The sequence below is a fragment of the Bartonella sp. MU37NMGALS genome (genome assembly GCF_042194015.1).
Lineage (GTDB): Bacteria > Pseudomonadota > Alphaproteobacteria > Rhizobiales > Rhizobiaceae > Bartonella > Bartonella grahamii.
On record NZ_JBHIML010000073.1, the window covers coordinates 1 to 1,622 of the forward strand.

Sequence of the window (1,622 nt, forward strand, 5' to 3'; positions counted from 1 at the left end):
GCTTAAACAGCGTGATGAAGCAGTAAAAGCGCCGGCTCATAAGAATAAGAAGAGTAAGAAGAAGGGTAAGTGAGGAGAGAAAGATGAGTTTAGTAGCAATTGTTATTTCCTTAATTGCGAATGTGATTTCGTTTTATGCTGTTCATGACTCTTCTAAAAGAGTGCGAAGGCTTAGAAAAGAGCTAGCAGAAAAAAATGAGTTAATAGCGTCACAAAAAGCATTGATGGAAGAACAGCTAGCAGAAAATGAAGAGAAAATACAACATTTACAAGAATTACAAGCAAACGTGCAAGAATGTTTAGAGAAAAGCACTAAAGGGCAAGAATGTGTGATGTCATATGAAAATATTTATGAAAATATTCAAGTCTCTAAAGCTGTTCGTACGCTTGTAAGAGAGTTTATAGAACTAAATCCCATTACAGATGAACAAGAAGATAGATCGCAGGAATTATTGCAACAATTAATGAGGGATGAGCAGACAAAGATTCAAGCAATTAAAGTTGTTAGAGCTTTTGAAGAATGGTTTATACCACGAAATACCATTACATTTGCACAACTAGACTATTGGCCGAGGTCTCAAGAGTTATTGGGGCATTTATTGGGGTTAAAGCCACTGACATGGGAAGATCTTGCTAAAAAAAGTCCTGAGGAACAACAGAGCTATCTCGTACCTGGGAAAACTATAGTGGATTGAAAGCATTTTTTAAACGAATACAGTGAGCGAAAAAATTCACTTTTTCTGGTGGATTTTCAGGATCTATAGCAGTGTGTTCCATAGTAAATATTAGATAAATTAATGGATTTTTCTTGAGAGGCGAAATGGTAAGAATTAGTTCTAATGAGCCAAAAGCTATGAGGCTAAATGGGTCAATATCTCCATGTATTAGAGGCTCTGTTTGGGGTTGTTTAAAACAGAGGTATTTGGAGCTTTGGGGCTGGATTTGGTATATATCTCCGAGGGGAAAAACGGTTGAATCAGTAAATCCACGATAGACTGCGTGAATAAATTTATAATTTCTATCATTCTCTATACTGATGGAATTAATTTTAATTATGTGTTTTGTAGGATTTGCAATGGTTAATAATATATCAATTAATAATTGTGATTTATTATCAGGATCATTATGCATCACTATACGCTGTACAAAAACATTAAGTTTTCTCTGCTCTAGAATTTCTGTCTGTTTTTCTAGAACGTTAGCAAGCTTTTCCATTGATATTGCTTGTTGTTTAGTTGAATTAGCTATGTCCATGGCATTAGTTAATTCTGTTTCAAATTTTTCTCGGTCTTCTCTTCTGAACTTTGCAGCTTCTATTCGATCTTCATTTCTTAAATTCAATGTCTGTTTAATAGAACGAAAAGAAAAAATTGCGGATAATAAAGCACCAACCGAAGAAAGTGCAGAAAATAAAACAGAAAACGCAGAAAATAATACAGGATGCTGTTCTATCCAATTTAAAACCGCTTGCATATTTCTTACACCCTTCTTTCCTTCATTTTCAGAAAAAAACAATCCTATAAAACACATTTTGTATGGAGTGGCGTGGTGATTAACACGATTCTTTGTTTTGATCTAGGTACCAAAACGGGGTGGGCGATACGTGGTGCAAGTGGTGACAT

General features: G+C 34.9%; 2 protein-coding genes. One reads left to right on the forward strand and one right to left on the reverse strand.

Translation table 11 applies throughout. The features are described 5' to 3' along the window. Positions 1–83: 83 nt before the first annotated feature. Complete coding sequence (locus ACFIJP_RS09050; RefSeq protein ID WP_375627074.1) at positions 84–695, forward strand: hypothetical protein; 612 nt, start codon at positions 84–86, stop codon at positions 693–695. Here the strand turns inward: ACFIJP_RS09050 and ACFIJP_RS09055 are convergent. Further along, positions 682–1,473 carry a hypothetical protein gene (locus tag ACFIJP_RS09055; protein ID WP_375627076.1) on the reverse strand — a complete coding sequence of 264 codons (792 nt, stop codon included), beginning with the start codon at positions 1,471–1,473 and terminating at the stop codon, positions 682–684. The two genes, ACFIJP_RS09050 and ACFIJP_RS09055, sit on opposite strands and share 14 nt — an antisense overlap. Positions 1,474–1,622: the final 149 nt, after the last annotated feature.